Source organism: Sulfitobacter sp. 1A15299 (assembly GCF_043556915.1).
Classification (GTDB): Bacteria; Pseudomonadota; Alphaproteobacteria; order Rhodobacterales; family Rhodobacteraceae; genus Sulfitobacter.
This window is the reverse complement of record NZ_JBIFFJ010000004.1, coordinates 1-26,054: the sequence shown is the minus strand read 5'-3', so window position 1 is coordinate 26,054 and position 26,054 is coordinate 1. Positions and strand designations below refer to the sequence as shown.

The 26,054-nt window shown below is 56.3% G+C and carries 27 protein-coding genes; 16 read left to right on the top strand and 11 right to left on the bottom strand.

The features are described 5' to 3' along the window. Nucleotides 1-2 precede the first annotated feature (2 nt). The gene (gene dusA / locus ACGYK7_RS07390) at nt 3-1,010 is read right to left on the bottom strand and encodes a tRNA dihydrouridine(20/20a) synthase DusA (RefSeq protein WP_394400473.1); all 1,008 of its coding nucleotides are present in this window, start codon (nt 1,008-1,010) and stop codon (nt 3-5) included. Between the two features lie 263 nt (nt 1,011-1,273). Here dusA and ACGYK7_RS07385 point away from each other — a divergent pair, with 263 nt between their 5' ends. The 9 genes from ACGYK7_RS07385 (at nt 1,274) to ACGYK7_RS07345 (ending at nt 8,012) form a co-directional block, all read left to right on the top strand. Continuing rightward, nucleotides 1,274-2,584, top strand: coding sequence for a site-specific integrase (locus ACGYK7_RS07385; RefSeq protein ID WP_394400471.1), 1,311 nt, complete (start codon nt 1,274-1,276; stop codon nt 2,582-2,584). A 245-nt stretch (nt 2,585-2,829) separates the two neighbouring features. Beyond that, complete coding sequence (locus ACGYK7_RS07380; RefSeq protein ID WP_394400468.1) at nt 2,830-3,105, top strand: pyocin activator PrtN family protein; 276 nt, start codon at nt 2,830-2,832, stop codon at nt 3,103-3,105. Further along, a complete protein-coding gene (locus ACGYK7_RS07375) occupies nt 3,086-3,484 on the top strand; it encodes a hypothetical protein (protein WP_394400466.1) in 399 nt (132 codons plus the stop codon). Before ACGYK7_RS07380 ends, ACGYK7_RS07375 begins: the two co-directional genes overlap by 20 nt. 282 nt (nt 3,485-3,766) lie before the next feature. Then, a complete protein-coding gene (locus ACGYK7_RS07370) occupies nt 3,767-4,846 on the top strand; it encodes a hypothetical protein (RefSeq protein ID WP_394400464.1) in 1,080 nt (359 codons plus the stop codon). Between the two features lie 9 nt (nt 4,847-4,855). Further along, nucleotides 4,856-5,737: a hypothetical protein gene (locus ACGYK7_RS07365; protein WP_394400461.1), complete on the top strand. Its 882-nt coding sequence runs from the start codon at nt 4,856-4,858 to the stop codon at nt 5,735-5,737. Further along, nucleotides 5,734-6,255, top strand: a complete 522-nt coding sequence (locus ACGYK7_RS07360) for an SLATT domain-containing protein (RefSeq protein WP_394400458.1) — start codon at nt 5,734-5,736, stop codon at nt 6,253-6,255. Before ACGYK7_RS07365 ends, ACGYK7_RS07360 begins: the two co-directional genes overlap by 4 nt. Before the next feature lie 127 nt (nt 6,256-6,382). Next, complete coding sequence (locus ACGYK7_RS07355) at nt 6,383-6,760, top strand: type II toxin-antitoxin system RelE/ParE family toxin (RefSeq protein WP_394400455.1); 378 nt, start codon at nt 6,383-6,385, stop codon at nt 6,758-6,760. Next, the gene (locus ACGYK7_RS07350; protein WP_394400452.1) at nt 6,757-7,104 is read left to right on the top strand and encodes a helix-turn-helix domain-containing protein; all 348 of its coding nucleotides are present in this window, start codon (nt 6,757-6,759) and stop codon (nt 7,102-7,104) included. Before ACGYK7_RS07355 ends, ACGYK7_RS07350 begins: the two co-directional genes overlap by 4 nt. A gap of 221 nt (nt 7,105-7,325) precedes the next feature. Then, nucleotides 7,326-8,012 (top strand): helix-turn-helix domain-containing protein, encoded by a 687-nt coding sequence (locus ACGYK7_RS07345; protein ID WP_394400449.1) that lies wholly within the window; start codon nt 7,326-7,328, stop codon nt 8,010-8,012. A 79-nt stretch (nt 8,013-8,091) separates the two neighbouring features. On the opposite strand, the gene ACGYK7_RS07340 is transcribed toward ACGYK7_RS07345, so the two are convergent. The 3 genes from ACGYK7_RS07340 to ACGYK7_RS07330 form a co-directional block, all read right to left on the bottom strand. Next, nucleotides 8,092-8,970 (bottom strand): hypothetical protein, encoded by an 879-nt coding sequence (locus tag ACGYK7_RS07340; protein WP_394400447.1) that lies wholly within the window; start codon nt 8,968-8,970, stop codon nt 8,092-8,094. A gap of 378 nt (nt 8,971-9,348) precedes the next feature. Next, on the bottom strand, nt 9,349-9,762 hold the full coding sequence (locus ACGYK7_RS07335; protein ID WP_394400445.1) for a hypothetical protein: 414 nt from the start codon (nt 9,760-9,762) through the stop codon (nt 9,349-9,351). Between the two features lie 59 nt (nt 9,763-9,821). Next, a complete protein-coding gene (locus ACGYK7_RS07330; protein WP_394400444.1) occupies nt 9,822-10,493 on the bottom strand; it encodes a hypothetical protein in 672 nt (223 codons plus the stop codon). Nucleotides 10,494-11,461: 968 nt separating this feature from the next. On the opposite strand from ACGYK7_RS07330, the gene ACGYK7_RS07325 reads away from it, so the two are divergent. Next, on the top strand, nt 11,462-11,662 hold the full coding sequence (locus tag ACGYK7_RS07325; protein ID WP_394400442.1) for a hypothetical protein: 201 nt from the start codon (nt 11,462-11,464) through the stop codon (nt 11,660-11,662). A 609-nt stretch (nt 11,663-12,271) separates the two neighbouring features. Here ACGYK7_RS07325 and ACGYK7_RS07320 read toward each other — a convergent pair. Both ACGYK7_RS07320 and ACGYK7_RS07315 read right to left on the bottom strand, forming a co-directional pair. Further along, nucleotides 12,272-12,931, bottom strand: coding sequence for a transmembrane anchor protein (locus ACGYK7_RS07320; RefSeq protein ID WP_394400440.1), 660 nt, complete (start codon nt 12,929-12,931; stop codon nt 12,272-12,274). Nucleotides 12,932-12,947: 16 nt separating this feature from the next. Beyond that, the gene (locus ACGYK7_RS07315) at nt 12,948-13,676 is read right to left on the bottom strand and encodes a HupE/UreJ family protein (RefSeq protein ID WP_394400438.1); all 729 of its coding nucleotides are present in this window, start codon (nt 13,674-13,676) and stop codon (nt 12,948-12,950) included. Nucleotides 13,677-14,174: 498 nt separating this feature from the next. Between ACGYK7_RS07315 and ACGYK7_RS07310 the strand changes: the two genes are divergently transcribed. The 3 genes from ACGYK7_RS07310 (at nt 14,175) to ACGYK7_RS07300 (ending at nt 17,007) form a co-directional block, all read left to right on the top strand. Next, nucleotides 14,175-14,435 (top strand): metal-sensing transcriptional repressor, encoded by a 261-nt coding sequence (locus ACGYK7_RS07310; protein ID WP_394400436.1) that lies wholly within the window; start codon nt 14,175-14,177, stop codon nt 14,433-14,435. Between the two features lie 7 nt (nt 14,436-14,442). Further along, nucleotides 14,443-15,768 (top strand): MFS transporter, encoded by a 1,326-nt coding sequence (locus tag ACGYK7_RS07305; protein ID WP_394400434.1) that lies wholly within the window; start codon nt 14,443-14,445, stop codon nt 15,766-15,768. Between the two features lie 249 nt (nt 15,769-16,017). After that, nucleotides 16,018-17,007: a hypothetical protein gene (locus tag ACGYK7_RS07300; protein ID WP_394400433.1), complete on the top strand. Its 990-nt coding sequence runs from the start codon at nt 16,018-16,020 to the stop codon at nt 17,005-17,007. Nucleotides 17,008-17,785: 778 nt separating this feature from the next. Here ACGYK7_RS07300 and ACGYK7_RS07295 read toward each other — a convergent pair. Beyond that, nucleotides 17,786-18,226 carry a hypothetical protein gene (locus ACGYK7_RS07295; RefSeq protein ID WP_394400431.1) on the bottom strand — a complete coding sequence of 147 codons (441 nt, stop codon included), beginning with the start codon at nt 18,224-18,226 and terminating at the stop codon, nt 17,786-17,788. Between ACGYK7_RS07295 and ACGYK7_RS07290 the strand changes: the two genes are divergently transcribed. Continuing rightward, nucleotides 18,225-18,494, top strand: a complete 270-nt coding sequence (locus ACGYK7_RS07290) for a hypothetical protein (protein WP_394400429.1) — start codon at nt 18,225-18,227, stop codon at nt 18,492-18,494. The genes ACGYK7_RS07295 and ACGYK7_RS07290 overlap by 2 nt on opposite strands. Before the next feature lie 24 nt (nt 18,495-18,518). Here ACGYK7_RS07290 and ACGYK7_RS07285 read toward each other — a convergent pair whose 3' ends face one another. The 4 genes from ACGYK7_RS07285 to ACGYK7_RS07270 all read right to left on the bottom strand — a co-directional run bounded on the left by ACGYK7_RS07285 (nt 18,519) and on the right by ACGYK7_RS07270 (nt 22,968). After that, nucleotides 18,519-18,824 carry a hypothetical protein gene (locus ACGYK7_RS07285; RefSeq protein WP_394400427.1) on the bottom strand — a complete coding sequence of 102 codons (306 nt, stop codon included), beginning with the start codon at nt 18,822-18,824 and terminating at the stop codon, nt 18,519-18,521. A gap of 194 nt (nt 18,825-19,018) precedes the next feature. Continuing rightward, the gene (locus tag ACGYK7_RS07280; protein ID WP_394400425.1) at nt 19,019-20,407 is read right to left on the bottom strand and encodes a hypothetical protein; all 1,389 of its coding nucleotides are present in this window, start codon (nt 20,405-20,407) and stop codon (nt 19,019-19,021) included. 1 nt (nt 20,408) lies between these two features. Continuing rightward, complete coding sequence (locus ACGYK7_RS07275) at nt 20,409-22,373, bottom strand: site-specific integrase (RefSeq protein WP_394400423.1); 1,965 nt, start codon at nt 22,371-22,373, stop codon at nt 20,409-20,411. A gap of 226 nt (nt 22,374-22,599) precedes the next feature. After that, nucleotides 22,600-22,968 carry a helix-turn-helix domain-containing protein gene (locus ACGYK7_RS07270; protein ID WP_394400421.1) on the bottom strand — a complete coding sequence of 123 codons (369 nt, stop codon included), beginning with the start codon at nt 22,966-22,968 and terminating at the stop codon, nt 22,600-22,602. Nucleotides 22,969-23,183: 215 nt separating this feature from the next. Between ACGYK7_RS07270 and ACGYK7_RS07265 the strand changes: the two genes are divergently transcribed. Together ACGYK7_RS07265 and ACGYK7_RS07260 are read left to right on the top strand one after the other, a co-directional pair. Continuing rightward, nucleotides 23,184-25,349, top strand: coding sequence for a DEAD/DEAH box helicase family protein (locus ACGYK7_RS07265; RefSeq protein WP_394400419.1), 2,166 nt, complete (start codon nt 23,184-23,186; stop codon nt 25,347-25,349). A 119-nt stretch (nt 25,350-25,468) separates the two neighbouring features. Continuing rightward, entirely contained in the window at nt 25,469-26,002 is a 534-nt protein-coding gene (locus ACGYK7_RS07260; protein WP_394400418.1) for a hypothetical protein, read from the top strand. Nucleotides 26,003-26,054: the final 52 nt, after the last annotated feature.

Sequence of the window (26,054 nt, the reverse complement as noted above, 5' to 3'; positions counted from 1 at the left end):
CCCTAGCCCGCCGCGGCCACATCCTGCGCCGCGGCGACTTCGGCCAAAGCAGCCTCGACCAGTTCCGGGCCCGCGCCGGGCTTATGTGCCCCTTCGGAGAGGATACGCCGCCACAGCCGCGCACCGGGCCGCCCGGCGAAAAGCCCCAGCATATGCCGGGTGATCTGCCCGAGCCGCCCTCCGCCTGCCAAATGCGCCTCGATATAGGGCAACATCCCCTGCACCGCCGCCTCTGCACTGCTGTCGCTGCCCTGCCCATAGATGCGCCGGTCTGCCGTGGCGAGGATATCCGCAGGCGCGTGATAGGCGCTGCGCCCCACCATAACGCCATCGAGCCCCGCATCGAGAAAGGCTTCGGCCTGATCGAGTGAGGTGATCCCACCATTGACCGAGATATGCAGGTTCGGGAACAGCCCCTTCATCCGATGGACGAGGTCATAATCCAGCGGCGGAATATCGCGGTTTTCCTTGGGGCTTAGCCCCTGCAACCACGCCTTGCGCGCATGGATCGTCACCCGGGTGCAGCCCGCCGCCACGATCCGCGACAGGAACTCGGGCAGGATCTCTTCGGGGTTCTGATCGTCCACCCCGATGCGGCATTTCACCGTCACCTCGACATCGCAGGCCGCGCGCATCGCGTCGACGCATTCGGCCACCAGCCCCGGCTGCTGCATCAAGACGGCCCCGAACGCGCCCGACTGCACCCGGTCAGAGGGGCAGCCGCAGTTAAGGTTGATCTCATCATAGCCCGCCGCGGCCCCCAACCGCGCCGCCTGCGCCAACTCCTGCGGGTCGGACCCGCCCAATTGCAATGCAACGGGATGTTCGGCGGGGTCGTGATCCAGCAGATGCAGCGCGCCGCCGCGCACCAAGGCGGGGGCGGTGACCATCTCGGTATAAAGCAGGGTCTCGCGGCTGAGCAGCCGGTGGAGGTAGCGGCAGTGGCGGTCGGTCCAGTCCATCATCGGTGCCACGGAAAGCCGCGAGGCTTTTTTTCCATTAAATTTCATACACTTAATCGCCACATACACAGACAGCCAGCTATCGGGATTTCTCTTGATACCAGGGGATTTTCCCCGGTTTCCATCGGTTTTCCAAGGCAGCTTGCTACCGAGTAGCAACATCTATCCCGCTAATAATTTCCAAGCCAGAGCTCCGCCGGGGTCAGGCGAACCACCTGATTCTCGCTGCGCCCCGTCTTACCCCATTCGGACGGTTTCCGGCCAGATCGAAGTAACACCACGTTCTCGACGATCAACAAGAAAGGACGGTCATGTCTCACAGGACCCAAGTTAGCTCTAAGAATCTACTTCAGGAAATCTCGCGTGACCGCGCAGCGGGTTCTCCATTTGCCTTCCGCGCAGGACTGCCCGCCCAGCCGCGACCTACCGAAAGTTCCGGCAGCAGCGAAATAGCCTCTTCGCGTCAGCCGAAACAGTCCAAACGGACGCAGAATTCGACCAGAGCCGATACCTTTCCCACAGTAGAAGACTGTTCGAACGAACCCTTCATTTCCGCACGCACTCCGAAAGACGGCTTACCGAGATACTGCGCGCAAATCCGTCGCAGGACCGACGGTGGCTCAATCAATACAAGCAAGACGTTCTCAAGTCTCAAGGACGCCAAGAATTGGCGAGATGACACCTTGGCCCAGATACAACTGGGTTTACTTGCTCCCAAGCAAGGAGAAGGCTCTAAAACGGCACCGCGTGTTTGCGATTTAATACAAAAAAGGAAGGACAAGGGACGGAGCGTCGAGAAAACCGCAACCCAAAATCTCGAATTTTGGATCAATCACCCACGCTGTCAGGTGCCAGCCTCGGCCATAGACTTGAAGTGGTTTCAAAACGCGGCAGAAGACCTGCTCAAGTTGGAAATGACGCCGCAAACCGCGGCGACCTACATGACGATGCTCGCTTCCTCTTTGAAGTGGGCAGCTGAACGCGATGAGGATGTTCCATACGATGTCATAGTTCGCGCCATGAAAGTACTGTGGCACGATGAAATTTTGGCACGGTCCGAAGAGCGTGAACGGCGCCCCACTCTCGATGAGCTCGACCTGATCTTTCGCGCAGTGCTCGCGAACAAAAGGCAAAAGATCCCCGTTATCACGATAAGTGTATTCGCCATCTTCTCGTGTCGCCGGCTCAGTGAAATCTGTCGTCTCCGCTGGAGTGACCTAAACGTGACTGATCGAAAGATTTTGGTTCGGGAGATGAAGCACCCCCGCAAAAAGAGAACCAATGACGTTTGGGTGAAGCTCACCCCTCAGGCCATGAAGATCATCCTTTCCATGCCCAAGACCTCAGAGTTTATTTTCCCGTACAATCCGCGCTCGGTGGGCACCGCTTTTCGACGCCACCGGCAGCGCGTCAAGATTGACGATTTGCGTTTTCACGATCTTCGGCACGAAGGTATCAGCCGGCTGTTCGAGAAGGGAAAGCGTGACCATTTCGTTATGAAGACCTCAGGGCATCAGTCTCGGAGCTGCTTGGATCGGTATGTGAACGTGGAAAAGAAGGGCGATAAATTTAAGAACTGGCACTGGCTTGACTGGGTTCTGGAATACCTGGCCAGCACATGATCACCTGCCGAGTCCGCGACTATTTTTTTGGCGACACGGCTACCCCGGATCGTGCCTCAGGTCTGTCGCGAAATTCTTGGGCGGCTTGCTCTGAGCAGATCGAGGTTCGGCCCCTAAGGCATCGATTTCCGATCACCGTCTCAACACGACCACACTCTTCATGCATAGCAGACTTCCGCAAAGTAATTTTTCCGCTTCCTGCAGTTCGATCTCAATTCCTCCTTAGCAACCATCTGGAGGTAAAGATGACCACACTTGATATGCTCCTGGCCCATTTCGGCGGCACACCTGTAATTCCTCTTGAGGTGGCAGCTCAATACTGGGGCTACGAGGCAGACACATTGGCCAGGAAAGCCGATAGCGGGGAGGTCCGAGTACCCTATTTTCGGCTCGACGAACGTCAGAAGGCAGCTCGTCTCATGATGCTTAAAGACATCGCCACTATCATCGAGGAGCGCCATCGTGCAGCGCGCGCAAACTTTGAAAAAAAATGGCAAGACGATGATGGAGAAGACGGCTGACATGCTACGCGTACAGAGGAAGCTAAAGCGAACAAGTGAAAAGGCGATGCGATCAAGGAAGAATGTGCAGGTCATTCTTCTGGATCTCGACCCCCAAGGACCTGTAGCTGACTGGGCGAGGCTGCAAGAGCTTGAAGATCCTATCGTATTACAGGCCATGCCGGAAAATCTCTCTGCTTATCTTTCCCAAGCGGAAGATGAAGGCGCGGATTACGTGTTCTTGATACGCCTCCTCATGCTGGGGGCACGATCGATACCGCGATCCGCGCCGCTGATCTGGTGGTCATTCCTATTCGCCCCGGCCCCTTCGATATCAATGCCGTGGCCGGGACAGTTGAGATCATGCAGCAAACCGGACGCCCCGGTTTTTTTGTGTTGAGCCAAGTGGCCGCTGTCGGCCCTGAGGGCGACGATACGGCAGCTGTCCTTCAGGATCTCTACCCGGATGTACCAGTGGCAAACGCGCGACTTGACCAACGCAAGGCGTTTATGCAGGCTCTGATCTCCAGACAGGCGATCACTGAGTTTGATCGGCCGAGCTCGAAGACAGTTGGGGTGATTAAGGCTCTTTTTCGAGAAGTCAGAAGTCGATTGTGACCTCATCTTGCGGCGTCAGCAAAATACCACACCTTCTATTTGTAAATATGACAAGGAAGATAAAGTGTCAGAACAGCCGCAAACAACCATGCCGTCTAACGTTTCAGCTTCAGCCAGAAACTACGCTCGGGAAGAAGATGCTCGCGCCATAGGGTCGAGCACCTTGGCGCTGATCCAGTATTTCGGTCAGCACATGAATCTCCATACTCTGGATGGCGTGACACTGGCTTACGACTACGACGAAGCGCTGAAGGAATTGGATCGGGGAGTTGAGGTCTCGACTGAACTGTCGGCCAGCAAGGAATGGGGTATTGGCATTGCGATGACTCCGGCTGTTCTCCGAGATGGCGCCGTTAAGTCACATATTTTGTTCAATGCTGTCTTTTTGGAAGGTCTCATGGAGGCGCCCGACAGCGATGCCTGCCAAGAAGCTGTACACACCATCGCCCACGAGTGTGCACATGTCGAACTCAATGCCATCAAAGATCGGCAGTTTCCGGGTGTGGTCCTCCGTTACCAGGCAAAGACCTGGTATGAGGCACTCCGCATGGAGGTTATTGAAGCCTCATGGGATGAGTATGCTGCATGCCGTATATCTGCAGACTTTGGTAAAAACCCCTTCGAAAACTATACGGAAGTATTCCTAAGCGCTCTTGCAGAAGCAGGACCAAATGTTCGGAAGGCGATCCTGAAGTGTCGACAGGACGCCGACTACAACGAGCTCATGATCGAAGCTCAGCGCAACATAGGCAACCTTGTAAAGTATGCCTCTTACGTGCTGGGCACTGCCGACGGTCTCAGCAAAGATGTTGATACCGATTTTAAGGAGATATCGGAGGCTCTCAAGGGGCACTGGTTCTCACCTTTCTTCTTTCGCCTACGCGACGCGCATCGGGCCCTTTGGCAGCGCTTTGGGGAGTGGGAAAGTCTGATGGAGTTCGAAACGATCGCAGATATCTGGCTCGAAATGCTTGCAGACCGCGGTATGGAAGTCACTCCGCAAGAAGATGGCACGATGTATGTGAGCCTCCCTTTTCGCGTGAATACCAGCGCCTTTCAGGACATGATGCGAGGGGTCCATCAGGCAACTAAAGGGCTCCAAGGTTGGCAGCTGCCAACGACCAAAACAGTTGATGATGGATAGGAGGTTGAAGTGGGCGTCGCAGAGCGTTTTCAAAAATTTCACAACAACATTTTATTAACCGAAAAGCAGCTGCAAGACGGATCAGATCGGCGCCAGAGCGTGGTTAGAGTCTTAAACAAGCACTATCTCGGGACTTCATCTGGAACGGATAACTCTCTTTTCGTCGGTTCTCGCGGAAAATTCACAAGTATTGGGCCGCCTCGTGATGTCGACGTCCTTTATGCCATGCCTTACTCGGTCTATGAGCGGTTTGAAGGACGTACGGGAAACAAGCAGTCAGCGCTTCTTCAGGAGGTCAAGAATGTCCTTCAAGCTGCGTATGCAACGACCTCCTACATCAAAGGCGATGGACCTGTCGTGAAGGTCCCATTTACGAGCTTCAACGTGGAACTCATTCCCGCCTTCAAACTCGATAGCGGACGCTATTGGGTCTGCTCAACGAAGGGAGGCGGCTCTTACGAGACTGCCGATTATATCGCCGAGCATAATGCGGTAAAGGAAAGCAACGACGATACAAAGGGGCAAACGCGCGAACTCGTGCGGATGATGAAGAAGTGGCAAGAGTATTGCGCAGTGCCAATCAAGTCCTTCTGGATTGAACTCGTCGCTATCGAGTTTCTCAGAGGGTGGGAACATAAAGGAAAGACCCGCCTCTATCACGACTTCATGGTTCGAGATTTCCTTGCGTACCTCAAAGGCAAACGCTTTGGATTTCTAATCGCACCTGGCACAGGCGAACTCATGAGCCTTGGTGATGCTTGGTACACGAAGGCTGAAAGCGCTCATGGACGCGCTGTGAAAGCCTGTTTGCTCGAAGGTTCAGACGTAGGTGCGGCTGGAGACGAGTGGCAGAAGATATTTGGCACTGCGAACATGCCGAGGATCCCATGACAGATCAGCGCGTTCAGGAACTCATTAGAGAGTGTAAGCGACAGGAAGAATCCTGCGCGTACACGGCCGTTGGTCTCTACATTTGGGAGAAGTGGTCCCGTGGATGGAACACTGTCTTCATAGTCGCCCCGATAATCCTCGGAGGTGTCGCCTCCAGCGAGCTTATTGCGAATATCCCAAGTTCTTGGACCTCTTACGTTGCAGCTGGCTTCGCCTTGTTGGCGGGTTTTTTCCCGGCCATCTACAAGGCCCTTGGAATGGATATGCGTGTGGGTGAGATTGGAGCTTCCGCTACTGAATTCACAAACTTGCGCGATCGGTTTCGACAGATGGCCGCAATCCACACGCAGACAAGCTTCGAAGAGTTCCAACCTGCTTTTGAGCAGCTGATGGATCGGATGGACGCCGCCAGGTCATCCTCCCCCACCTTGCCGGAGTGGTGCTTCAAGGAAGCGCAAAAGAAGCTCGACAGTGGTGACTACGACTTCGCCGTGGATGACGAAAAAGCCAAAGCATGATGGTAGATCGAATTGGCCACTGCCAACCTTCTTTCAGTCAGCATACGGAGTCGACGCTCATGGGATACCTGAGTGAGTGGTAGCAGATTCTTTGAAAAAATATTTGAAATTGACAGAATATACCTAAATGAGTATAAAGAGTAAGGAGGTAGCGTTGAAGCCATGCCGATGGGTAGGGAGCGCACAAAAGGACATTCAGAGTTTCCCGACCCAGGTTAAGAAGGATATCGGAACCGCTTTGATGTTTGCACAAGCTGGCAGCAAAGCTGGAAGTGCCAAACCATTCAAGGGTGTTGGCGCCGGCGTCGTGGAGATCGTAGATGATCATGATGGCGACACCTACCGATGCGTGTACCTCCTTCGCCTAAAGGGGATCGTGTATGTCTTGCACGCGTTCCAGAAAAAATCGAAGACCGGCATTAAGACGCCACCCAAAGATATTGAAATGATCAAATCTCGGATCAAGCTTGCCGAGGCTGACTACAAAAAGAGGCCATTGTCATGACTGAAGAAATCACAGACGGCTCCGGGAATGTATTCGCCGACCTTGGGCTCGAGAATGCTGAGGAGTTGAGCCTGAAAGCCGCGCTCGCGATTCAAGTCGCATCAATCATCAAGCATCGCCACCTTACACAGTCCGACGCTGGACAGCTTCTGGGTATTCCTCAGTCGCATGTCTCCAAAATCATGAACGGGAAGCTCGAAGGCATCACTTCGGACAGAATTCTCAGAATGCTGCTCAAGCTTGGGCGCGACATCGATATCGTGATTAAGAAAAAAGGCTCGAATGACAACCAAGGCCGCCTCTCGATCGCAACATCGAAAAAGCGCGTTCCGGTAGCAGCTTAACTAAGTCGAATGATAAGAGGAAGAACTGGTGTTGGCAGCTGCCAATACCAATCTGAAGATATGAGCTACTCCTGTTGAGCTCACTTCTGAAAGAACGAATTTGAAACCTGGCTTAAAGTTCATTGCGATAGCTTAGCGTGCGGGTTCCGTGCGTGTTGTGTGCGGGGACGCCCACAAACCTGCGTGGCATGTTATTCCTATCAGCAACATGGAGTGATCTGATGGACACGATGGCACAAGACGCCGAGTATATCGCCAACCAATGCAAGTATATCCGCAAAATGCTGGGACTGACTCAAGAGAACCTTGCGGATGCTTCCGGCTTGCATGTCCGCACGATTCAAAAGGTGGAAAGTGGTAGATATGCGACCGAGGTGCAAACCTTGCGCAGCCTTGCACGTGGTTTTGGCGTAGAAGTCACGGTCTTCTCTAAGCCGACACCGGAGCAGGAGAAGCGCCAACAAGAAGAGATCGAGCGCGCAATGAAGAAAACTGTGCTCGTGCCCACCTCCCCTATCAAGAAGCCTAATGACTTTTATTCCCGCAACCAAGAATGGCATGGCCTTCTGATTAATTCCGACGCAGTAGAGGCCGACGATGCTCTCGAGCTTACTGCTGCAATCTCAGACTGGATGACCGATCTTGATGGGATCTGGGACATTAGCACAGCGAGCCAGAAGCTCGCGTATTCAGCCGAGATCGCTGAGCTTTGCCGTGAGTTGGAGGGCCTCGGGTATCTCGCCCACTTCGGTCATTTTCGGCAGCAACATGTGCATGACAAGGAAATGGTCTTGAGTGTGGGAATGATGACCTTCCTTCCCAAGTCCGGCAATGATGGTGATCGATACGGCATTGTCACGCTGGACGACCAGTGGGAGATTCCGGAGCAAGATCGCCAAAAGATCTGATCTTTTGAGGCCAGACACGCTGATCAAGATCATGATCAGCGTGTCTGGTCAAAGGTGACATCACCTCAATCGGACCCGATCACCCGGCACGAACTACCTGCGGACCGCCGGGCCAGCGCTTCAGGTTCGAAATCCATCTGCCTGTATTCAAGCATTCTGGAAACCATTCCACCAGCCGGGGCAGTGACACTACGCGGTGCTGGCGAAGGATTTCCATTCCCTGTTCCATCACATCATCGACCGGACCTGTGAACGACCCTTCGTCAAAGAACCGTTGCTGATCAATGAACATTACTTCGCGGTCTGGATCATCACGGAGAGGCGATTTACCTTCTTGGATTTTCCAGAGCGGGCAGTAGTCGCGTGAGAAGATAATTTTCGAGCCATCTTCTTCGACCCAGAAACCATAAGGCATCCAGAACCGTAGCGGAATGAAAACACTTCCAGCCTGATAGGCCGGCATTTCTCGAGAGACAAAGCTATAGATGTTATGATCCATCATGGCTCTACTTCGGCTATTGGGCCCCTCGCCTCTCTCAACGACAAGCGCACGTTGGTCGTTGTATCCTGAAGCTTTAATCCGGCAGGGCGACCCTACAGCATGACGCCCACGATCAGCGAAATCTGCGTCAAACATGGCCTCACGCACTGCGAGGGACATTGCCGGGTCTGGGCTTCCGTCAAAAAACCGAGCTCGGATCAATGCATCCAGAAGATCGCCGGCTCGAAGCCCTGTGATTTTATAGAGATTTGATACGATGGAAGCTCGAACGTCGGTGGTTGCTGATGCCACAAGGTGACCCTTAGCTTGGAGGGCCTGCATATGATGCACATCGCGATGGCCTGTTGCGCGCGCAAGAGCAGCTTGGCACGCGCTGAGTGAGCCTGCTTTATCCAGCTTGGAGATCGATTGGGATGCACGCTTGAAAGCGTGCGGTTCGGTAGTGAAGATAAGCATGGTTTAACCTTAGATCTGATGCCGTATTGGGTGCCCACTGTGCCGACGGCATTGCGTCGAAGGTTTTGAGTTTAGGGTCAGCAAGTCTTGCGTCCTAAGAGTGTGCACGAATGCTTCTCCACTGTGGGCGGAACGGATCACCAGAGCCGTTACAAACGGATATGGTGCGGATGTTCTCCTTTGCCAAGGTATCCTTGGTAAATTAAATTTTTCAGGATCTGAAATTTGGCACCAATTCCTCAAAGCTACCGAGGATTGAAGGCCCCGGGGCCCAGATTCAGCGCGAGGAGCGGATGCTCACTCGGGACAGATCGGGGACCCAGTGCTTTTAGCGCCTACTGTTGGCAGCTGCCAACAGCTCTTCAGCGAGCTTCGCTTTTAACCCGCCTCAGCGCCACGCCTGATCCGCTGTCCGCCAAGCTCTGCGGGCCTCATATCGTCCATATGATCCCGCACGCCGGCAAGCTCGCAGATGCGACGGTGCATCTTGTCCAAGGGGCTTTTCTCCGCCATCTTCTCGAGGCTCGGGAAGGTTCTGTAGGATGCCATGATCAGCGTCCCGTCAGCTTCCATCTTCTCGAAGGCGAGCACATAGCGCCGGGCGGGCTTCACGCGCTCAGATACGTTCTTGTAGAGCCGAAGCGTGGCAGTCGGAGAGTTATCACCGAAGCGGCCTTCCGTACGCTTCGAGGCCCACGCGAGCAATTCGCCGGTAAACTCGAAAGGCTCGCGCCCCTTGGCAGTAGTGAGAGCGGTAACTTCCGCTGTTTGTCCGATATCTTGGGTGTGCATGATCAATTAATCCCCGATTTCAATCACCAGCGAAAAATATGGGCCTGTGTTCTGTCTACTTACAGTTTAACCCGAACATCGACTTCGAGTTGATCTGGATGTACCCCCATATGCTCAGAGAGCATCATTTTGATCTGATCCATGATACCCATGGTCCTTTCACCTTCCTCAGCTGCAGGGTGTGGCGATGTCGTAGGTTGCTCCCCTGTTACAGCTCCACCAACCATCTCCGACAATGACCTTACTTCAGACCAAAGGGCCTTGTCCTTAAAGCCCGACCCCACAAACCTGCGCCCTTCTTCAAGCTCAGGGCTGAGCCACATTGGCAGTTCTTCCTGGTCTGTGCCCTTGCGAACGTCGAAATTGGCATCAAATGCGTGCTTCAAGGTTTCCGCATCGAACATCGCAATGAATGCCTCTGCCTCGTTTTCCAGAGCGGGACAGGCATAGATTACCCGGTCGCTGTCGCTAAGCACCTTATAGGTCCCGTCAGAATTGCGAGTAAATGAGATGCGGCCCTGGGTGTAGGTGGTGATCTTAACGGCACAGGTCAGCTTTCCGTGCTCGTTTGAGATTTCCAGCCTCGAGAGCTTAGGAACCCCTGATCCCGAAGATACATCCTCAACAGTGTATCCTTTTTCCCTTAGGGCTCGGGCGGCCGCCTCCCTCAGCTTTACGTTATACTCTGTTTTACTCAAATCCCATTCCTCCAAAAAATTGACGGTGTGCAAGGGTTAAATGCCTTAAACCTCAGAGGATGTCAAGGTAAAAAGTTTTACCCTACTTTTTGCTCTCTCTAATGGGTCTGAATCAGTTGGGTTGTTAAGGAGCAAAACCTAAACCAGGTCTCTTGGCGCAGTCGGTACCATGGGCTCTAAACAGGTCGCCGTATGTCGCTTAACAGGCGCAAAAGTAGCCGACCTTTGACTTGCAGCGCTTAGAGGAAGGCTCGCGTTGCAAGTGGAGCCTTCAGACTATGTCACCACAATCATCAGTGGCAAATCTTCGAATTACGATGCAGAAGCTGGTATGCCTGCTGGCACTTAGATTTCTCTGATAACCCTGTTACTCAGCTCGAGCAGTCATCAATCGACATGCAAGCTCGCGGTCACCCCAACGGGCTGCAAACGCATCATCTGTTGAAAACCAACCGCCATCGTCACCCTGCCCGTGGTTTGCTCCCATACAGGAGCATTGGCACTCATGACCTGTTGCATTCATACAGGCGGGCGCACAGATCTCCTGCTCTCGATAAGGTTGGATGACATAGATACGTCCCCAACGGCGCAGGCTTCGGTTTACAAGGTCATTGAACCAAGCTTTGGGCACTTCCCAGCATGCCAGGCTCGCATTCCAGTTGGGGCGAAGTCGACGGCCGTCTCGAAGCCAAGCGTAGTTGTCTTCAGCATAGGGCAACCTCACCCTCACCTGCTCACCCTTCCCATCACGGCGAAGGGCCACCGGAATGCTCCTTTGGTTCCAGACTTCCTTCAGGCGGTGGGGCACATGCATCGACATCCATCATGTCTAACTTTCTCAAGGTTTGGCGTACAAGATGATTGATGTTGGCAGCTGCCAACATCTGTCGAACCCCAGATCACTCTGTCTGTCTTTCGTTGCCCGCGTCTCCGCAATCTATGCTACGGTCTGCGTCAGACCCTCTCCGTAAAAATGAGAGTGCTCTCTGAAGGAGGAATTAATGGATAGCATCTCATCAATCTTGCTTGTTGAAATCTCGCTGATTTTCATCAGCTCAGGGATCATCGTGGCGAGCTTGCTCGCTCTATGGCTCACGCGAGAGAAGCCAAAAAAAATAATCGACGTCGATGCAGCGGTTCGAAATGCCCCGTACCACTTACTCGAAGAAGCCGGGATCCCTATCGCTCGCATTAAGTGTTGAGAGGGTGACAGCAGCGTATGCCAAAGGAAACGGGCAAAGCGACTGAAAGTGCTTAGCGACTTGCTGTACTTTGTGGTGCGAGAGGTTCAACTCTGCAACAAATGACATCTGAAGTTCGAGAGGGACTTCAGAGAAGAAGGAAAAAGCGGGGCCCATTGCAGACTGAGCGGCGCTAAAATCCGAGATTGCGCAGCCGAGCTGGGATGCAGAAAGGTTTGCACTGTAGGGAGCATTCACAGTTGCGAGGACCTTGGATGCGGCGAGCATCGTCTTTTATCTCCTTGCCCGTTATTAGCGGCGTGCTGGATCGTCGGCATCTATATTGATGTAGCGTCTGCGGCCCCCGTACGCAAAGGGGGGCAGGTCACATCATGTACGCGATGAGATGCCAGCGAAACGCCAACTATGTATAGCACAGGCTGGCTGCCAACGGATGCCTTTATCTCCCAGGAGGAGGCTCGAGGTGCAATGTCCACTCTGAGCCCTCATTGACCACGTAGAACTTGAAGCTTTCGCAATTATAGCATGGCGTTTGCACAGGCCAGAGCTCGAAGTCGCCACCAATAATAGTTGCCAGCGCATCCATTACATACGCTGGCAACCAAATCTTCAGCTTGCGTCTTTGAGCTCAGCGTATTCGCCGCGCACCTTGACGGTTACGGTTACGTCCTCATTGTCGCGGTTCCGCCAGAACCAACCGTGTTCGCCAGCGAAGGACGCATTGATCTCACCTTCAGCACCAGTAGAGCCGCGGCCCTTTTCATAGGTCTCTGATTGGCCAGAACCATGGCCGTGCAGGTCGAAGTTCACCCGACCGCCTTCGACCAGCATAACGAACTCAGCCACTTGCCCCTCTTCCATGACAAGTTTCCATTCTGCGGTATCACCTGGTGCAAGAGTGAACGTGATCTCGTCACGCCATTCCTCTACTGGCTCGGCTGTCACTTCCTGGGCATAGGCTGCGCCGACAAAGATGCCGAGGAAGTCATTCAACAGGCTCGACTCTTGCTGGCCGCGCAGCGCTTCTTGCTGGGCTTCCAACTCCATGAGGCGATCGGCCTCGGCCTCTGCGGCAAGCTGCGCTTTGATCTCACCCATCTCCGAAAGGCCAAGCACGCCACCGATCCCGGTCGGGTCGATGTCATATTCGGCCGGTAGCACAACGGTCACGAGGATAGCGACTGCGCTGGCTGCGGCAATTGCTGTGGAGCGGAGCAGTTGGCGGGAGGAGGGAAGCTCGTCGGGGCTTGGTTTCTCTGCATTGAACATATTGGTCTCCTAATCTTCAGGTTGCTACGAAGTAGCCAGTGATTTGCAAGCCCATCAGGATGAACCCCATGGACATCATAACGACGTTGGCGGTGTAAGCTTGGCGGAAGAAGTTGGATGACTTTCGCCAAAACCCCATGACGATAAGGATGACGCCGAGCGCCATCAATTGGCCCAGTTCGACGCCAACGTTGAACGCCAGAAGGTTGGCCAGAAGGCCATCCGAAGCGATATCGTAGTCGAGGATCTTGGTCGCGAGGCCGGTCCCGTGGAAAAAGCCGAAGATCAGTGTTGCAGCCTTTGTATTAGGCTGCACACCGAACCAGCGTTGATAGGCCCCAAGGTTGTCGAGCGCCTTATAGACCACTGAAAGGCCAATGATTGCGTCAACGATATAGGCGTTGACGCCCCAGCCGAACCAGACCCCCGCCAGCATCGTGGTCGAATGCCCCACGGCGAAAATACTGACGTAAATGCCGACGTCTTTCATTTTGTAGAGGAAGAAGACGACACCCAGCAGGAACAGGATATGGTCGTAACCCGTCACCATGTGTTTGGCGCCGAGATACATAAAGGGAATGATGTTCACCCCCCATATCTCTTGGATATACCCCGCGTCACCGGGGGTGACATTATGAGCCAAGGCATGGCCTGCGCTCAGGATGAGCAAAGTGATCGTGATGAGGGACAAGATCGCGACCCGGCGTGTGCCAAGATCGGTCCAGCCCCGTTGGACTGTGTTCATGAAGTGAACTCCGCAAATAAGGTTGTGATCGGAATGAGAGTGCCGACATGGCACTGGGGATCACGCGCGCGGAGGTCTTTCGATCGAATACACCCTTGAGGTATTTGCCGAAGCGGCACTTAGGCGCCACGCAGCCCGGACAACCTCAACAGGCCGGATATTCGGCTCATGAGCCAGCACCACGGCTTGGCTATGGTCATGGTCCGCACTGTCGTGACTATGGCCGTGCATGGCCCATGCGAGGTCTTCTTCCAAACCATGAGAATGCCCATGATCTAAGACCATCTGCTCATGTTCTTGGAGAACATCCAGCACAGCAGGGACATGCGAAGACGTCGGCACGACGGACCAGAGCAGCACGGCCACGCAGAGAAGCATCGCGAAAGCGGCTTGTCCGGTTGTCCGCAAAAACTGCATTCGTGCTATCTGCCTCTTGCCTATCATTCTGGGTGGCTTCGCCATCTTGCTCTATCCCCCCGAGGGGGATACGGTCTTAGTATGTCTGACATACACACTCATGCAAGTCATCCTGCCCTCATTGCCCGGCTGAAACGTGCCGATGGGCACCTGCGAGCGGTTATCGCAATGTTAGAGGAAGGCAAGCCCTGCGTTGATGTTGCGCAGCAGCTTCAAGCTGTCGAGAAGGCGGTGACCAACGCGAAGCGAATTCTAATCCACGATCACATCGATCATTGTCTTGAAGTCGACGGCTCCGCCAGCGACCGCGCCGAGCTCAAAACCATCACCCGCTATCTTTGAGAGATATATGCTGGCTGTTCTTTTGGATCGCACTTACCGGCATCTCTTTCTGGCCCAAGTCGTAGCACTTCTTGGGACCGGATTGGCGACGATGGCGCTTGGCCTTTTGGCCTACGACCTGTCCGGAGACCAGGCCGCGATGGTGCTCGGCACCATTTTTACCATCAAAATGGTGGCATATGTCGGCATTGCTCCGATCGCTGGTGCCTTTACCGACCGTGTGCCGCGCCGCGCGATGTTGGTCTCGCTGGACCTTCTGCGCGCGGCAGTGGCGCTGGCTCTGCCTTTCGTAACCGAGGTCTGGCAGGTCTATGTCCTAATCTTCCTGCTCCAATCGGCCTCTGCCGCCTTCACGCCAACATTTCAAGCGACTATCCCGGACGTTCTTCCGGAAGAAGATCGCTATACCCGCGCGCTATCGCTCTCAAGGCTGGCCTATGATCTGGAGAACATTATCTCGCCCGCGCTGGCCGCCGTGCTGCTGGCGGTGATGAGCTACAACGCTCTGTTTTTGGGAACGGTCGCAGGCTTCGTGGCCTCGGCCCTGCTGGTGATCTCGGTCATCTTGCCCAGTCCCAAGGCCGCAGAGCCACGCAGGGTGTATGACCGCACCACAAGAGGCATTCGCATCTACCTCGCTACACCGCGCCTACGTGGCCTGCTGGGCCTCAGCTTGGCCGTGTCGAGCGCGGGGGCCATGGTTCTGGTCAACACGGTCGTTCTGGTGCGTGGGCAGCTCGGGCTGGACGATACTGCCTTGGCTTGGAGCATGTTCGCTTTCGGGGCGGGCAGCATGATCTCGGCACTTGCCCTGCCGAAGCTGCTGGACAGATTCCCCGACAGGCCAGTGATGCTGACAGGCGCTTGGCTCATGGTCGCGGCGCTGTTCACCATTGCGGTCTTGGTCATATCTATAGGATTAAGTTGGCCATTGCTGTTAGCTGTCTGGCTGGTGATCGGTTTGGGTAACTCAGCCGTATTAACCCCATCTGGCCGTCTTCTGCGCCGCTCCGCTCATCCCGAAGACCGGCCAGCAATTTTCGCAGCGCAATTCGCGCTTTCCCACGCCTGCTGGCTCCTCACCTATCCTCTCGCAGGCTGGCTGATGACCACATACGGGACAGTGCCCACACTTCTGGTCTTGGCCATCGTTGCGACTGTCGGCATTGGCATGGCGCTGCGGTTCTGGCCTGCTGGTATGTCGAACAATCTGACGCATAGCCACCCAGACCTGCCTGCGAGCCACCCTCATCTTCAGGGAAAGCGAAGCAAAGTTCACCACCACGAATTCATTATCGACGACCTTCATCCCCATTGGCCAAATCTCAGCTGATATGCTCGCGCTATCCGACTGCTTCTTTGCCGGCCTTTTCGGAGGTCTGGCAGGCCTGACTGACACTCTGCGCGGCCTCTCTCCCGTATCGCAACGATGGGTAATTTGTTCGGTTTGAGGATCCACTGGGGCCGAGCCCAATACCTCAGACACATAACATGTCAGCTCTGGTTTCCGGTAACTGGAAGCAGGCCTTACGGAGAAGTCCATACCGCAATGAAAACTGACTTCACCTCACGTTTGTCTTGATTGCTTGATAAGCTCCTTTCAAAAGCATCAAGAAGGACAAACTTCATGCGGCAACAGGGTTTTGCAATACTCCTTTTTTTGGGGGCCATGGCACTCTCGGCGACAAACTCGATTGCCAAGAGTTGGGAACACGCCATTGCGGACGTTGAGGCCATGTCAGACCGGTTCTGGGAAATCTCACGTGAGAAAGGCTTTACCGAATTTCTCGGTACCGCCTTCAACGAGGTCGATGTCGAGATGCACCTCTGTGCGATCCTCGGCCGCATGGTCGGTCATGCGGATGCCATTACACACCTCGAGCCACCGCAGCCCAAGCCTGATGCGTCAGGCCGAGAATTTGCCATCGCTGCCACATCGCTCGGAAACTGGGTTATCGCTGCACGCTACCACTCCGACATCGACGTCGATACGCGGAGACGGATTTGGAACCTTGATTGTGTTGGGAGACACAACATCCCAACAACATTGTATGTCGCGGTCACGCGCGGTCATGAGGTTAACTTCGACCCAGAACGGCGCGCTATCATGATTCATGGCGACATCACTCCTGGCTTCTCCGACTCCGTGGCGAGCGCCATCATGGAAAATCCGGAGGCAAAAGTTATCTCGCTCGGTTCTGGCGGCGGTGCGGTCTATGAGGCTCTTCGAGCAGGGCGTCTGATCCGTGATGCGGGCCTGGAAACTGAGGTCGTCAACGGATGTTACTCAGCCTGTCCACTGGCCGTCGCAGGTGGCACGGTGCGCTTCATGTGGTGGCCTTTCGAGGAACTGGGCTTACATCAGGTCTCCGCCTACGGCGTGGCCCTACCGCCCGCGGCGCCGGTATACCAAGACATTTTTGACTACCTTGTCGAGATGGGTGTCGATGCTTCGACAGTTCTTAAGATGATGTTCAGCGCGACGCCGCAAGAAATGTTCCTCGTTCCAGAGCAAGCGCGATGCGACACCCGCCTCATCACCAATCACCAGCGCGGCTGTCTTTCTCGCTAAACCTTACGGCCCTGAGCGCAGGCCCTCCCTCATGCATTGATTCGCTTTTTTCATGCCCTCAGTAGAAAGATTGGGTGACAGTCGCAATACCTTCGCGAATTTTCCGGAAAAAAGCTGGCCCTGAAAAAAGAGCGCAAAATCGGACCTCTGGCAGCCCATCAGGATGCTTGTCCAAAACCCCCGAAACAGCCCAAAAAAACCGAACATGGAGCCAGAAGAAATTTCAGGGACCGTGTTCTCCGCAATATATGCTCTAAAAGCCCCCCAGAAACCTCCATATAGGTGCCTATCCCGATATTTACGCGTCGTCCGAGCTCCAAAATTCGATGGCCATAGCCAGTCATAGCAATAGATATAGGTAGCAACTGTCACGGAATACGCCGAGTTGATCCGCCCACTGCTGCTCGCCGCAGCAGAACTCACATCTCAATAACTCCGAGACAGCAACCACAGTGTTTTTCGGGGAAAGAGACGCGATCTTTTTTGCCCGCACGTCTGCGTGCCTGGGTCATGATCGACCCTGCCAATGATCCGGCGTCCGTTCGATGAGGACCATACTGTCGCTCGTCGCCCCAAGCAGGAACTCGGGTTGCTGGTCGTCGGGTAGCAATTCCCGAGCATGTCGGTCAACAAAGTCCCGGTCTTGGCGGCAAAACCGGACCGCGTCCGGCTATCTCGTTCCGCTGCGAAAGCGATATTGAGCGCGCTTGAGATCCCGCCCACGGCCTCGGCCTTGGCACATCTTGTGCCTCGGCCGGGGCGCCAGTAGGTTTTAACGTCAACCACCGAAGCGCCGGTTGACGATGCGCTCTGCAGCAAAGCGATGCTGCAATACTTGCAGCATTTCGCAAAGGATGCGCAGATTGCCGAGACATTGGGCGATCTGCTCACCGCGCGGGGTCAGAACCCGCTCGTTTACGACGGTGCCGATCGCGCCCTCTTCTGGATCGTTGCGGCCGTGAAAGACCGGTACAATCTCCTGGGTTTCTTGATCAAGCTCGCAGTCGAGGATCGACATTACGAGATCGAGTTCTGCGGACCCATTCTGGCAAAGCAGTCTCTCTTCGGAAATGCTGTCCATGGCTCTTCGGATCGCGTTCTGCCTTTCGCTTGTCCCTGCAATCTCCGCCGACGTTGCCGCGCCGCTGACATTTTTGATCTTTTCAAGCGATCGCGCGCAGAGTTCTTCGAGGGGCATCGTGTGGAAAATGTTCTTCATGACCAACTCCGGTCTCGCCGTGGCGGAATGCCAGGGCTTCAAGACGCCGGCCAAATGGCCGGCGGAGGTGTCATGCTGCCGAGAGATCGAAAATCTCGCGCTGAACGACATTGCAGTCCGGATGCTCGTCGGCGATCGCGACGAGAAGATCAAAGAGACGGTCCGCCTTGAGGCAAATCTCCTCAACACGCAAATCCAGAATATCAAGCGCGATGAAGCGCGCGGTTTCCTCGCGCTCCGGATCGCCGACGAAATCAAGCATGATTAGGCGGTGAAGCCATACAAGTTCATGTTAGAGCGCCTTAGAAAAAACAGTGGCTTTTTCAATATTCACGAAAAGCCGCAGACAGCGGCGATGCGCCCCCGGTCCGCCGAGCAATGCAGCAGCGTTCAGCATCGCTTCACCGTGTCTATGGAAGAAACTATTGGTGAGCTCGAGCGCGGGGTCATCGCTCGCACTGCGGACGAGAACTGATTGAATTGTCAAAAAATACCTCCAAGTTACGACGCCATTCGCGGCGATCAAGGCCCCTGGGAAAGCCCTCTTTTCGATTCCCAAGGAGTAGATTCGCCGACGTTCCCATAGCAGCAGTTTCATGGCCGGCGCCTTTTCTATCTATTTCAGGCACTGCATTCCTGCCTGCCGCGCTCTCGCAAGAAGGAGCGCGGCAGGCAGGAATGTTGCCACGCCTTGTCTTAATCTCATTGTCGCGAAGGCAGGCGACTTCGACAGGCAAGATCAGCAGCCGAGAATCATGCTTGAATGCGGCGTCAATTCATCCCGTGCTGATCTCATAGACTTCTTCTCACCGCCCGGTTTCTCGCCTTGCGCTTGTCGGTTGAAATTCCTGCCTGCGTCGCGATGGTCGCTCGCGACTCTTGCCAGATCGCCTGACCCGCCGCCCCATCACACTCGGCGCGATAGTTCTCGGTCGACTTTCGGTCGGCATGCCCAAGGTGCGTGGCTATGATATCAGCGGCGTGAGCCGGATCATAACGTCGCATGTAATCTGCGGCCAGAGTCCTCAGGTCGTGGGACGGCACTCCGATCGCAGCCTTGGTCAACTCGGTTGGAAGGTTGCGATGGAGCGCCGTGCCATCGTGCGACAGCCAGTTCCGCCCGATGAGTTCGTTGTAGCGAATGTGTACAAGGCGATCGGGACGGCCGCCGAGAATCCACTCATCGAGGATGTCGCAGATCTCTGGCCACATCCCACCTGTTTCCGTCGCGCCTCCTGTCTTTTCTTGCTCCCACTCGGCGCGCCAGGTCCCATCGATGTCACGGATGAGTTCTTCGCCGAACCGCCACGATACGACATCGCCTTTGCGCGGCGGCTTGTTGAGAATGACAGCGCAGACGACCGCCTGCTGCATGCAGCGGCGGCGGGCGGCGCTGTGTGCCGGTAGATCTTGAGCGCGTGTTCTGAGTTCACCAATCCTGTCCGCCACATGGGCATATCCTCCTCGCTCCAACAGATCGGAGAGCCGCTCATACTTGTTCTTTTCATCAAGCGCGGCTTGATCCCGCAGGTCTCGCCAGATGACCCGCATGGCGGTCAAGCTCTCTTCCGCCACGCCACCCCTGACGCCCAGAGCAATCAGACCATAGATGTAATTTGCGGCCGTCACAGCCTTCACGCGTAGGCTTTCGTCGGCATGGAATAGAAACGCGTCCGCCAACTCGCAGGCTGAGATGAATCCGTGCGTGTCCGAAGCCAAGCCCTCAGTGACAACCGCGGCGCACCGGTCAATGTTGGCGAAGTAGCGCTCCCGTGTGCTAACCAATATTGGCGCAGCATCGAGTTTCGGTTTCATCTGCCGCCAGGATGCGGGCCAGTTTGCTCCGAAGGGCTCAACCGGCTTCGGGGCCGCCTTCGCCGGCGGTTTCTTCCGTCGGGCATACCATTCGTCGCTGACGAGCTTCGCCGGCGCGGTGGATACGTGCGGAGCATATGCCGCCATAGTGCGCATTAGACACCGAAACGTCGACTCCGATGCGGCGGCCGCGCGGTAAGCTTCCGCGGGAGGCATCGACAGGTTACCCTTGCCCGCACGGACCGCAGACCAGAACCGACCCATGACATGCGCCGCGCCTGGCGCGAGATCCTGCGCGTCGTCTGTCATCGCCGACCGCACGGCTGCCGGCGCATCTTTGAGAACCATAGAGAGATCGGTCTTCATATCATGTCCTCCGTTGCATGCGCGCAAAGATATCGGGGTGCCGCGCGAGCAAAGACTCGCGCACGGCCACGGCCGCCGCCTCACCGCTGTCCTTGCCGTAGTGGCGCCGCGCGACTTGTTCGGTGTTGGCGAGAACGGAAGCCACACCTGCGAAATCGCCTGGTCTGACGGCCAACATTAGCGTCGCAAGCGCGTGGCGGCATTGATGTGGCGTCAGGCCGAGGCCGAGCTGTCGGTCCCCGAGATCCCAGAGCTCCATGATCGACGCGACGGACATGCACCCGGTCGGCAAATTCAGTGCCGATTTGCGCAATCGTGGGCCGGCAGCGCCCGGGAAGAGATAGGGCGACGACTTGATGCAACGTATCTTCATGAGTTCCGGACGGTAAACCTGGTCCCAGTCCCAGAGAATGCGGGCGTCCTCGCCGTACACGTTGACGATCACGGTCTGGCCATTCTTGACCTCTCCGCCCGAAAACCGGATCTCGGCATGCTCCCTCTCCACGATCCAGGTGAGATTTCGAGGGCATCCGCGCGTCGCCTTGCGGCGGATCATGAACAGGTTGGCGGGCCGCAGCGCCCGGCTGACCTGTACGGCATAGCTGGCCGCACAAGCGGAGAGCCGCAACCCGCGCTCCGTTGCGAAGCCGGTCGTCGCTGTATTTAAAGCCTCGGTGGCGATGGCGCCAAGGCGGGCCGGAGCGTTCACGAATGCAGCCGCAAGATGCGGCGACTTGCGCAGCCGGTCGCAGATTGCCTCCGCGTCGGCGGTCATCTCTGTTGGCGAAAGGACGTAGTCAGAATAAAACATGCTGACGAGTTTGAGCCGGGCCAAGATCTCGGGATCACGCAGTCCATGGCGCGCGACCGTTGTGAGATTGGTAAAGCGTGACCAAAGCGTCGAACTTTCGTCGGCATCCTTGAGCGTCACGGCCGCTGCGCTTCGGGCGATTTGCGCATCGCAGGCCGCCTCCAGTGCATCAGTTGTGAAGAGATCGCGCAGTGTTGCAAGACCAGCGAACCCGGCGTCAGGCGGGTAGCTTTCGCGCAGCAGCCAGGTTGTCGCTTGCCGATAGCCGGCGAGTGCGGAATCGATGTTTGTCGGGGGGCGCTTCTGCTTACCGACGCGCTGGGCAATCTCCTTATCGATTTCGACCGCTGGGCGACCGAGGCGCAGCTGCTCTCTTGCCCAGGTTTTCAGATCGGCAGGTTGGCGCAGGGTCTGGCGAAACACCTCCTCGGCATCTGCCTGAAATGACGCTGGCAAAGATTGCCAAAGGATTCGACGGGCCCGGTCTGACGCAACCGGCACGACAAAGTCCTGACGCGGCAGCAGATCCGCAAGCGCCGGCCAGCGGTTATGGCCGCGCCGGAGCTCGCCAACGCGTTGCGCAAAATTTCTGAGCGACTTGCGACCCTCCGGCGTCGCATCACGCCAAAGCCGGTCGAATTCGGCCTGAGTGAGACCAGACAGGCCGACCTGCGCCCGCGCCCTGACCAGCAGAAATGGTCGATGTGTGTTCGTGGTAAAGAGAGCCCCGCGATCGACGAAGCCTTCGTTGTCGACAATGAACCCGATCGCCCGGTCGTAACTGGCGCGGATGGTCGCGTCCTGGGTCTGCTGCCCGCGGGCCGCGAGAAACCGTTTCAGGGCACTGCGAACACGCGAATTGCCCCGGTTGCGGGCAGTTTCGAGGTACTTCGACCGCGAAACCGCGCCGTAGGGCGACATGGCGATGACCTTTTCGAAATAGGCGAGGTCGGCCGGGATCAGATCCACTTCCTCATCGGTCATGTCGAGCCGTGCGGCAACCTTTTCGATCTCGTAGATCGTATCTCGGCTTACGCAAGTTTGCTTCGCCCATTCCAGAAAGTCGGCGAACGTCGCGCTCGCGGTATTGGTCAGTGTTATGTCGTGCTTCATTTCTTCGATCTCCAGATTCGGGACCCGGCGGGCCGCCTTCATGACAAAAGGCGGCTGGCGGGTGCCGATGCGCGGACCGGGATTGGTCCTTTCAGGAGATCGCGCCTGGCGGGGCGTTTCGCACAGTCCGTCGTGATTTTCCCGCGTTTCGCAGGGTCGCCCCCAAACATCACGCCGATTTATGTTTGGGGACGGATGTGCAACAGGCGAAGCAATCCCGCCTGTGTCGGGATGAGCCCTACCCCATCCGTGCGAAAGATTGGCGAGGTCACGTCCACCATCCGATAGGCAATTCGACCCCCCGGAGCTTCAACCAATCCGTCACGTCATGGGGGTTGCAGCGCACCGTTTCGAATACGTTACGCGTCGGCAGCCCGTCAGCGATCCATCGCTCGACAGTGCGCACACTGACCCGGAGCGCCGCGGCGATCGTCTTCTTGCAGATCAAGTCATCCTGATAGCGCGGAAACCGCGCACGTTTCGGCATGGGTCCGTCCTCACAGGCCCACACATCCGGCCACGCCAAGCGATAGACCCTGCCGATGCGGATCGCATCAATTTCTCCCGTCCGGATTTTGCGCCGGACTGTATCTGGGCGCAGACCGAAGTGTCTGGCCACATCCTCGACTGAAAGCATATTTTCCTCCTCAGGTTATTGCTGAGAAGTAATTAGTCCCCGGGTGCGCGATGCTGAAATGCGGGAACGCTACGAACAAAGGTGCCATGTCTCAATTTGGAATCTTAATTGAGGCGCGGCACAATTGCCGATGCGCCATCAATCACGCAGTCGTGATTGTGTGAGTTTCTTCACGACAGCTTCTGCGCCCATTTCCTCTGAAATGGAGGATGCAGATGAAACATAAAAAACAACCTGGAATAGCGCTCCGGGTCCCACGGTGGTCGACACCTGTCGAGGCAAGAGCGCAGCTTGATCAGGAAATCAATCGGTTTGTGAAAGCGGCAGCAGACGGGACCGCAGAGCCGGACGCCGCACTTGCAATGCGGGTCACGGCCGGCCTCGGCAAAACCGCGACGGCGCTGCGCGCCATCGCGCGCTACGGCAAGGAGCTTTTGGCCCAAGGCCATGTACTAATCTACGTCCCAACGCTCGACCTCGCTACACGCGCCCATGCCGACTTCAGCGCCCTTGCGCCCGGGTTGCCCTCTCGAGTGATCCGGGGGCGCGACGCTCAGCGCCCCGACGACCTTGAGAAGAAGATGTGCGAGCGTGCCGAGATCGCGAAGGAAATTTCTGCATTTGTGCCGTCTGTGACCCGTGTGCTCTGCCGCGGTCTGGACCCGGACGGGAACTTCGTTCAGTCGCCTTGCGCTTTAGGATGCCCGTACCTCGAACAAAAGGATGTCCAAGGGACCCACATCACCTTCCTGTCGCACGCTTATTTGACAGTTGATCCACCGATCGACCGGGACTACCGCGTCGTCCTCCGAGTGATCGACGAGAAAGTCTGGCCTACATTGGCCCGCACTTCGCAGCTCGCAATTGACGATTTCATGCGCGCGCCCGCGAAATCCTATCCGGAAAACCTTCATGGCGCTCTTTCTCGTGCCAAGGCTGCAATTGTGGACGGACTACAACGCAACCTGCCGCTTCACGACCACCTTAGGAGCTCAGGGATCGATACAATGGAGTTGCAAAGTCTCTCGCAAGCGGAGAGCCAGGCGCGGTGCTCCCTCGAACTCGGCCCCTGGCAATCCACCGAAGCGGTCGAGTTTCGCTTGGGGACATTCGACAAAAAGTCCTTCATTAATTCGCAAAAACAGCAGCGAATTTTCAAACGCCTTGCTGAGAAGGAGGCAGGCCATTGTGTCGGCCTCAAGTTGCGCGACCTGACGACAGAACGAGGATCCCAGCGTGTAATACAGTCAGCGAGCATTGCTGAAATCGATCGAGATGCTCCAGTTCTTTTTCTTGATGCCGATGCCGATCCCGATATTACCGAACGCATCGCGCACTCTGCGGCGTTCGTCTCGATTCAGTCGCCGCCTGTTGCCGACATCGTGCAAGTCTCTGATCTGACCCTGTCAAACAGCTGGCTGTTACATCCGGAAAAAGGGGCTGATAGGCGAGCGGCGGTTCTCAATATCCTCGAGTGTGAAATCGATAGGGCCGGGGGTGACGGCGTGCTTGTCGTTGCGACAAAATCGGTTCTTGCGGCATTGCACGGTGACCTCGGCCAGCCGGTCTTGAAGGACGACGACGGGGGCCTCAGGCAGCCGCTTTTGGGCGCAGTGCCACGCTGGTTTGGGCCAAAGAACCAAGGCGTCAACGACTTCGAGGGATTTGCGAGCATTGTTATCATTGGACGCCTTCAGTTGGCTCCTGCTGACATTGAGGCGTCGGCGCGGGCAGTGTACTCGCAAGATACGCTACCTGTAATGCCGCATGCAGGTCCTCTACCGAAAGCCAGCTCACAAGCGCTTATGTCGGACGGCTCGCTTCGGGAAGCGGTGGTGCGAGCGCATCCGGACTCGCGCGCACAGACAATACTCGCTCAGTCTCGCGAATGCGCCACGCTCCAAGCGATAGCCCGGCTCCGGCTTGTCTCGCCGGCCCGCCCCAAACGGGTCGTAATCCTGAGCAATATGCCACTACCAGATTTTCCTATCACGCGCCTGTCAACGCTCTCCGCGCTTGAACGGGGTCTGGAGCATGAACCGGACTGGCAAGGGTTTGTCCGGATCGAGAATGCTTTGCGCGCCGCCATGGGAAGACCTGTTCGTGGAACCCGGCTTTCGGCGGCTGGCCTTACAGCGGACCTGCCGCGGGACTTCGAATCCGAGGACAGCGCCAAGCGTTTCCGGCGGGGGCGGCCGACATCGAGCTTGGTTTCGCTCTGCCAGCGCGTCGCGGCCGCGAATGCCTGGAAGATGACGCCTCTCATGCTGAAGAGGCCTGCCGGGGGCAAGCCCGTACCCGCGATCATTCTCGACGATCTCGGCGCGCCGCTCGCGATGGCCAGAAGCCTGTGGCCAGATCTAACGCCGGAAATTGCTTGAACTGGTAGAAATTTCTTCTGGTCATGGCAATTGAGCCAATCTTCTTCATAGCAGCCATGACTGCCACTTTCACAAACCCACTTTCGCAAAAGCTTTGCGAAACCACCCGAGGAAAAAACATGACCGAGAAGAGAACCGGCCGTCCCCCGAAATACACCGAAGCACAGGTGCTGAAAGGCATCGAATTGGTCGAGCAAACCAGCGGAGCGCCGACCGGAGATACCGTCAAGAAAGCGATGTGCGGCCAACTGGGGGTGGCAGTCGGGATCAATGCGCAGAGCCTCGACAACGAAGTAAAACGTCTTCTCGAAGAGCGGGAACGCCAACGCCGGGAACGGCTGATCGCGGCGCTGCCCGACGGAAGTCGCGCCGCAGTCAATGAGATCGGAGCCGCGGTCGAGGCCGCGGTGCTTGTCCATTTGGGACAAGAACTGGAAGGCCTTAGGACGACCGCCGCAGCAACCGTGGCGGCCCAAAATGTCGATCTCGCCAACCAGCGCGCCCAAATCCGCGACCTCCTCTCCGAGATAGATCATCTGGCAGCGGAGCTCGATGACCTGGGTCACGCGAAGCTCGAAGGAGAGGAACGGTTGAATAAGGCACACGCTGAGAATGCTGCGCTGAAAGCGATCATGCCCCATAGCGTGGTGTAACTCGCGGCTGGCCGGGCGCTTTCGACGGCCGAGCTGATCAGTCCGTCTGAGT